The organism is Arsenicicoccus sp. UBA7492 (assembly GCF_002479615.1).
GTDB classification, from domain to species: domain Bacteria; phylum Actinomycetota; class Actinomycetes; order Actinomycetales; family Dermatophilaceae; genus Arsenicicoccus; species Arsenicicoccus bolidensis.
Window position 1 is genome coordinate 1 of sequence record NZ_DLOE01000025.1, and the last position, 8135, is coordinate 8135.

Consider the following 8135-nt stretch of genomic DNA (forward strand, 5'->3'; position numbering starts at 1 on the left):
GGTTCGTGTACGTCGCGTTCGGGACGCTGTACGCCGAGTCGCAGCGACGCTATCTGGAATCGGTCGCACCCTACGCCCGCCGCCTGATCGATCAGGCGGGAGTGCCCGATGTCGACTCGATCACGGGGATGCCGCCGGCGGTCGCCCTGCAGCAGCAGCGCGGTGCCGGCAACGCACGATCGACCGTGGGCAGCATCACCACGTTGTCGAGCTTGATACGAATGCTGTACTCGAGGGCCGGGGACTATCCGGATGGGCAGCCGATGTTGTATGCGGAGGACTTCTCCGCGAACACGGTCCAAGGGGCCTGCTCGGAATGCCACGGCATCGGCCGCGTGTACACGGTGAACGAGCAGCAGATGGTCCCGGACCCATCGCTCACCATCCGCGAACGCGCCATCGCTTCCTGGCCGACCGCGTGGCACGGCCATCAGCTGCGCGACGTACTGGTTTCTCTTGGTTACGACGTCGATGTGCCGTGGCGGGACCTGCCGAAAGAGGACCGGGACTGGATCCTCTACACCGATGAGACCCCCTTCGTTCCGGTCCACTCCCGGCTCACCCTCTCTGAGTCCAGAGCTGCGATCGAGGCAGGCGTGGAGCCGAGCTACTCGGGCACGTTCGTCGGGGCTCGTCGGTACATTCTGGACACGTTCGCGAACACGAAAAGCGCCTCGATGAAGCGGCGCGTCGCGCAGTTTCTCATCGCTGCCATCTGCCCGGTCTGTGATGGCAAGCGGCTGAAGCCCGAGGCGCTGTCCGTCACGTTCGAAGGTTTCGACATCGCCGAATTCTCCCGACTGCCGCTTCGGGAACTTGCCACGATCCTCTCGGGAGTCGTTGCACGCCTGGAGGAGCTCGGAGCCGCTTCTTCCGGCGCTGCCTCTCCGCGGGCGGCATCGCAGGAGCATGTCGCTGCTGGCGGTTCCTCGCCTGCCGCCGCGCCCGATGTGCGACCCACCCTGAGCCGAGCGCCAGAGAAGCGTGCCGCTGCGGTCCAGCTCGCATCAGGGGTGCTGCAGCGACTTCGTCCATTGGTCGATCTGGGGCTGGGCTACCTGTCGTTGAGCCGGACGACGCCGACGCTGTCGGGCGGCGAGCTGCAGCGGCTACGGCTCGCGACGCAACTCAGCTCTGATCTCTTCGGGGTGGTCTACGTCCTCGACGAACCCTCGGCGGGGCTGCATCCGCAGGACGTGACGGCGCTCCTCGGGATCCTCGACGGACTCAAGGGGAAAGGGAACAGCCTGTTCATCGTCGAGCACTCCGTGGCCGTGATGCGGCACGCGGACTGGTTGGTCGACATCGGCCCGGGCGCCGGTGAACACGGCGGCCGAGTGCTCTACAGCGGCCCGCCCGACGGGCTCGCCGATATCGAGGAGTCCGTGACACGCGGGTACCTCTTCGGTGGCCGCGGTCTCCCTCTTCGCACACCCCGTGAGGCACGCAGTTGGCTGTGCCTGGAGAACGTGACGCGGAACAACCTGCACGACCTCACAGTCGATATCCCATTGGGTGTCTTCACCGTGGTCACGGGCGTGTCCGGGTCCGGCAAGTCGAGTCTGGTCACCCAGGCGCTTCCGTCGCTGCTTGGCGATCGCCTTGGCCGGGCCGTCCCGGCCGATGACGAGCCGGTCAGCGACGAGTCACTCCTCGCGGATGCGCCGGGACGTCTCGATGGACGCGTCGCCGGGCCCGTCACCGGTGTACGCCGGCTGATCGTCATCGACCAGCGGCCCATCGGCCGGACGCCGCGGTCGAACGTCGCCACCTACACCGGGCTGTTCGACCACGTACGTCGTCGATTCGCAGATACCCCGGAAGCTCGTTCACGCGGGTACAAGCCCGGCCGATTCTCCTTCAATGTCGCCGGCGGGCGCTGCCCGACCTGCGAGGGCGAGGGATCGGTGATGGTCGAGCTCCTCTTCCTGCCTTCCGTGTACACCGAATGCCCCGACTGCCACGGCGCCCGATACGAGGCGTCAACGCTCGAGGTCACGTGGCGGGGGCGCACGATCGCTGACGTGTTGTCGATGAGCGTCGAGGAGGCGAACCTGTTCTTCGTGGGCGATGAGGAGATCACTCGATCCCTGGCCGCTTTGTCGGACGTTGGACTCGATTACCTCCGACTGGGTCAACCGGCAACGGAACTCTCGGGGGGTGAGGCCCAGCGCGTCAAGCTGGCGGCCGAGCTGCAGCGTGCGCAGCGTGGGTACACGCTGTACGTATTGGACGAGCCGACGTCCGGGCTCCACTGCGCCGACACGGATCGTCTGGTCGCGCATCTGCAGACGCTGGTCGATGCGGGCAACACGGTCGTCGCCGCGGAGTTGGACATGCGCGTCGTCGCGGTGGCCGATCACGTGATCGATCTTGGACCCGGCGCGGGCGACGCCGGCGGGACCGTGGTTGCAGCGGGTACGCCCGCCTACGTCGCGGACAAGGGCGTCGGTGCTTCCGCGGGCTACCTTGCCGCCGCACTGCAGGCAGCTACCAACGTGACCCCATTGTGACGAGTGTGTCGCTGTGCGATATGAACATCGCACAGCGACACACTCGACGAGGTCGGGGTTGGAACCTTCAGCAGTCCCAGAAGCTCGTCCGGACGCTCTGACCCCGCAGGCTCTGACCCCGCACGCTCCATCGCCACCGAGCATGACGAGATGCTCGGATCCCTGATCCGGGCCTCTCGTCAGCTCGGTGGCGCAGCTGGCCGACGGCGTGCCCGGGCCACCGCACCACCGGGCCCTCACGAGGACAGCAGGGCGATCAGGCCACCTGCCGTGCGTTCGTCGATCACCAGGTCCGACACCACGCCCGCGCGCAGCGCCCCCAGCGTCCCCTGGATCTTGTTGTCACCCGCCACCGCGCACAGCCTGCGGTTCACACGCCGCAGCTCTGCGGGGGAGGGCCCGGAGGCCCGGCGGTTGAGCGCGATCCCGGCATACGACCCGTCCACCCGCAGGAAGTGCGTGGCGACGTCGCCGACGACGTGCTGGTCGGCGAGCTCGCGCACCTCCTCGGGGCGCAGGTAGCCGGTGGAGTAGACCTGGCTGAGCAGCCGCCCGCGGAAGGCCCCGACGCTGAACACCGCGATGTCGCAGGTGCGCCGCAGCTCGAGGATCCGGCGCACGGATCCCTCACGCCACAGCGCCTCCTTGGTCTCGGCGAAGTCGAAGAACGCCGGGGCGGGGAAGTAGTAGAGCTCGGTGTCGTAGGCGCTCGCGAAGCGATCGAGCAGCTCGGTGATGTAGCGGACCCCGGAGGTGCGGGCGTTGGCCGCGCCGTTGAGCTGCACGACCACCGACCCGGTGGTGGGGTGCGGCGCGAGATGCCCCGCGATGGCGGATGTGGTCGTGCCCCACGCGACCGCGAGGGTCATGTCGTCGCCCATCCACGAGTCCAGCAGGCCGGCGGCGCGCCGGGCCACGGCCTCGAGCCGCTGGGGATCACTGGCCGAGGACGACACGGGCACGACGTGCGCCTGCACCCCGAAGGCGTCGAGGAGGGTGCGCGCGGTGTGGTCGGTCGGCCCGTCGGGCGCCGCGACCGTGATGCGCACGATCCCCTCGTCCCGGGCCCAGCGCAGCAGCCGCGAGACGGTCGACCGCGAGACGCCGAGGTCACCGGCGATCATGTCCATGGTCTGGTCCTGCAGGTAGTACAGCTGCGCTGCGCGGTAAGCGGATTCACGATCGTTCACGAGCCTCGCCCCCTCCTGCACGTTCGTGCAGACCGCTTGAGCATACGTGCAGGGCGACGCATGCTCGATGCAGAGACCAAGATGCACCACGGGGTGCACCCACCGAGCCGCCGGTCGACACCGGCACAGAAAGGGTCGTGAGGACCATGGCCGCCACACCGATGACCTCCACCGCACTGTCCGCGACGAGCCGCGCCGACGCCCTCGAGGCGATGACGACCGGCGAGCCCCTGGACCTGCTCGTCGTCGGCGGCGGCGTCACCGGCGCGGGCATCGTGCTGGACGCCGCGAGCCGGGGCCTGCGCGTCGGCATCGTCGAGGCCGAGGACTGGGCCTCCGGCACCTCCCAGTGGTCCTCCAAGCTGGTCCACGGCGGCCTGCGCTACCTCTACCAGCTCAACTTCGCCCTCGTGGCCGAGGCCCTCAAGGAGCGCGGCCTGCTGCTCACGACCCTCGCCCCGCACCTGGTCAAGGCCCAGCCCTTCCTGTGGCCCCTCAAGCTGCCGGTCGTCGAGCGGTCCTACAGCGCCGTGGGGGTGGGGATGTACGACGCCCTCGCGCTCGTCGGGGCCAAGGGCACCAAGACCGTCCCGCTGCAGAAGCACTACACGCGCCAGGGCGCCCAGGAGCTCTTCCCCGACATCCGCGACGACGCGCTGACCGGCGCGATCCGCTTCTACGACGCCCGCGTCGACGACGCCCGCCTGGTCATCGACCTGGTCCGCACCGCCGCCGGGTATGGCGCGCTCGCGGCCACCCGCACGCGAGTCACCTCCTTCGTCAAGGACGACACGGGACGGGTCGTGGGTGCCGAGGTGCACGACGCCGAGGGCGACCGCGACCTGACGATCCGCGCGCACCGGGTGGTCGCCGCCGCCGGCGTCTGGACCGAGGACGTCGAGGCGATGTCGGGCTCCGACCAGGGCCTGAAGGTGCTGGCGTCCAAGGGGATCCACATCGTCGTGCCCAAGGAGCGGATCCAGGGGGAGACCGGGCTGTTCCTGCGCACCGAGAAGTCCGTGCTGTTCGTCATCCCCTGGGAGCGCTACTGGGTCATCGGCACGACCGACACCCCGTGGGAGCAGGACCTGCGCAACCCGGTGGCCACCGCCGAGGACATCGACTACGTCCTCGAGCAGGCCAACTCGGTGCTGGCCCGTCCCCTGACCCGCGACGACATCATCGGCACGTATGCCGGGCTGCGCCCCCTCCTGCAGCCCCACCGCGGCAGCGGCGGGTCCTCCACCAAGGTGTCCCGCGAGCACACCGTGGCCGAGGTCGCCCCGGGGCTGTGGTCGATCGCCGGCGGCAAGCTGACGACCTATCGCGTCATGGCCGAGGACGCCGTCGACGTCGCGCTGGGCGAGGAGGCGGCCGAGGCCAACCCGTCCGTCACCGAGCACACGCCGCTGGTCGGCGCGGCCGGGTTCGACGCCTACCGCCACCAGGCTCCGCGCATCGCCGCCGCCTACGGGTGGAGCGCCGAGCAGGTCGAGCACCTGCTGTCGCGCTACGGCGCAGAGCTCCCGGCCCTGCTGGCCCTCGTCGACGCCGACGCCTCCCTGGGGGAGCCGCTCACGACCGCGCCCGCCTACCTGCGGGTGGAGGCGGCGTTCGCCGTCACCCACGAGGGCGCGCTGCACCTCGAGGACATCCTCATGCACCGCATCCGGCTGCACTACGAGACCCGCGACCGGGGCGTCAGCGCTCTCGAAGAGATCGGCGCGATCGCCGCACCGCTGCTCGGCTGGGATGAGGACGACCTCGCGCGGGAGCAGGCGGCCTACCGCACCCGCGTGGCGGGCGAGGCCGCGGCGGAGCAGGAGCGGACCGACGCCGCCGCCTCCGCGGCCCGCGCCCAGGTCACCGGCGAGGCGCTGCCGGCCTCGTCCTGAGCCACCCGCTCGGCCTGACCGACCCGCTCGACCGCTAGAACAACCCACCCCCCGGGCGCCATCACCGTCCCGGCCGGGGCGACTGCAGGACAACGACGTTCACCAAGGAGTCACCCATGCCCATCTCGCTCACCGCTGCCCTCTCCGAGATGGCGATCGCCGCACCCCCCACCGAGCCCGTGCCGCTCGGTACGGTCTTCGCCCACGAGCTGCTGGGGACGATGATCCTCATCGTGCTCGGCGCGGGGGTGGTTGCCAACGCCCTGCTGCCCGACTCCAAGGGCAAGGGCGGCGGCAACCTGATGATCAACGTCGGGTGGGGCATCGGCGTGATGGCCGGCGTCTACGTCGCCTTCAAGTCGGGCGGGCACCTCAACCCCGCGGTGACCCTCGGCCTGTGGGCCAACGGCGCCGACTTCGCCCCCGGCGTCCCGGCCGGCGCCACGACCGCGCTCGTCTACATCGCCGCGCAGGTCCTCGGGGCCTTCCTCGGCGCGGTCCTGGCCTGGCTGGCCTATCGCGACCACTTCGACCGGGAGGCCCCCGCCGGCGACAAGCTCGCGATCTTCTCGACCGGCCCGGCCATCCGCAGCTATGGCAACAACCTGATCACCGAGGTCATCGCGACCTTCGTGCTCGTCTTCGTCATCGTCACCTTCGGGCAGAACCCCGCCCAGCTCGGTCCGCTGCCCGTCACCCTGCTGGTCATCGGCATCGGCGCGAGCCTCGGCGGGCCCACCGGCTACGCCATCAACCCCGCCCGCGACCTCGGCCCCCGCATCGCCCACGCCCTGCTCCCGATCAAGGGCAAGGGTGGCAGCGACTGGGCCTATGCCTGGGTCCCTATCCTCGGACCCGTGCTCGGCGGCGTCCTCGCCGGTGTCGCCGCCACGGCGTTCGTCGGCTGATCGACATACAGTCAACCCAACTCACAAGGACGTGAAGGACAACTCATGAGCCCCAACACCCAAAAGTACGTCATGGCGATCGACCAGGGCACGACCAGCTCGCGCGCCATCCTCTTCGACCACTCGGGCCAGATCGTGAGCACCGGCCAGCTCGAGCACGAGCAGATCTTCCCCCGGGCCGGGTGGGTGGAGCACGACCCCAAGGAGATCTGGCGCAACGTCCGGCAGGCCGTGGCCCAGTGCCTCGCCGCCTCCAAGGACATCAACAGCAGCAACATCGCCGCCGTCGGCATCACCAACCAGCGCGAGACGGCGGTCGTGTGGGACAAGACCACCGGCGAGCCCGTCTACAACGCGATCGTCTGGCAGGACACCCGCACCGACAAGATCTGCGACGAGCTCGCCCAGGGCGACGACGACCGCTTCAAGGAGCGGTGCGGCCTGCCGCTGGCGACCTACTTCGCGGGGCCCAAGGTCAGGTGGATCCTCGACAACGTCGACGGCGCCCGTGACAAGGCCGAGCGCGGCGACCTGCTGCTCGGCACCACCGACTCCTGGGTGGTGTGGAACATGACCGGCGGCGTCGAGGGCGGCATCCACGTCACCGACGTCACCAACGCCAGCCGCACGATGCTGATGAACCTCGACACCCTCGACTGGAACGAGGACATCTGCGCCGAGATGGGCATCCCCATGTCGATGCTCCCCGAGATCAAGAGCTCCTCGGAGGTCTACGGCGAGGGTCGCGAGGGCGGCTTCCTCGTCGGCGTGCCGATCGCCGGCATCCTCGGGGACCAGCAGGCGGCGACCTTCGGGCAGGCGTGCTTCGAGCGCGGCATGGCCAAGAACACCTACGGCACCGGCTGCTTCATGCTCATGAACACCGGCGAGGAGGTCATCCACTCGCGCAACGGCCTGCTGACCACCGTCTGCTACAAGATCGGCGACAACAAGCCCGTCTACGCCCTCGAGGGGTCGATCGCCGTGGCCGGCTCGCTCGTGCAGTGGGTCCGTGACAACCTCGGGCTGATCAAGGATGCCGCCGAGATCGAGACGCTCGCCACCACCGTCGACGACAACGGCGGCGCGTACTTCGTCCCGGCGTTCTCGGGGCTGTTCGCGCCGTACTGGAAGGACGACGCCCGCGGCGCCCTCGTGGGCCTGACGCGCTATGTCAACAAGGGGCACATCGCCCGCGCCGTGATCGAGTCCACGGCGTTCCAGACCCGTGAGGTCGCCGAGGCGATGGCTGCCGACGCCAAAGACGCCGACATCGAGCTCACCGAGCTCAAGGTCGATGGCGGGATGACGGCCAACGAGACCCTCATGCAGTTCCAGGCCGACCAGCTCGGCGTGGCCGTCGTCCGGCCGCAGGTGTCGGAGACGACTGCCCTCGGTGCGGCCTACGCGGCCGGGATCGCCGTGGGCTACTGGGACGGCGAGCAGGACGTCATCGACAACTGGGCCGAGGACGTGCGGTGGGAGCCCCAGGTCGACGAGGACGAGCGCGAGCGCACCTATCGCCTGTGGAAGAAGGCCGTGACCCGGACCTTCGACTGGGTCGACGACGACGTGCGCTGACCGAGCGTCTCGCGATCCGGCTCCGGCCGTATGCCGGGAGGGCCCCAC

5 protein-coding genes are annotated in these 8135 nt (G+C 69.6%); 4 read left to right on the plus strand and 1 reads right to left on the minus strand.

Annotated elements, in window-relative coordinates:
* Positions 1–5 precede the first annotated feature (5 nt).
* Positions 6–2513, plus strand: coding sequence for an excinuclease ABC subunit UvrA (locus tag B4E97_RS06685; protein WP_286959257.1), 2508 nt, complete (start codon positions 6–8; stop codon positions 2511–2513).
* Positions 2514–2749: 236 nt separating this feature from the next.
* Here the strand turns inward: B4E97_RS06685 and B4E97_RS06690 are convergent, their stop codons facing one another.
* Positions 2750–3703, minus strand: a complete 954-nt coding sequence (locus tag B4E97_RS06690) for a sugar-binding transcriptional regulator (protein ID WP_286959162.1) — start codon at positions 3701–3703, stop codon at positions 2750–2752.
* A 161-nt stretch (positions 3704–3864) separates the two neighbouring features.
* On the opposite strand from B4E97_RS06690, the gene B4E97_RS06695 reads away from it, so the two are divergent.
* From B4E97_RS06695 to glpK, 3 genes are all read left to right on the plus strand, one after another.
* Positions 3865–5598, plus strand: coding sequence for a glycerol-3-phosphate dehydrogenase/oxidase (locus tag B4E97_RS06695; protein WP_239263380.1), 1734 nt, complete (start codon positions 3865–3867; stop codon positions 5596–5598).
* Between the two features lie 149 nt (positions 5599–5747).
* Positions 5748–6506 (plus strand): MIP/aquaporin family protein, encoded by a 759-nt coding sequence (locus tag B4E97_RS06700; protein WP_051274127.1) that lies wholly within the window; start codon positions 5748–5750, stop codon positions 6504–6506.
* 45 nt (positions 6507–6551) lie between these two features.
* Entirely contained in the window at positions 6552–8087 is a 1536-nt protein-coding gene (glpK, locus tag B4E97_RS06705) for a glycerol kinase GlpK (RefSeq protein WP_286959163.1), read from the plus strand.
* Positions 8088–8135 lie beyond the last annotated feature (48 nt).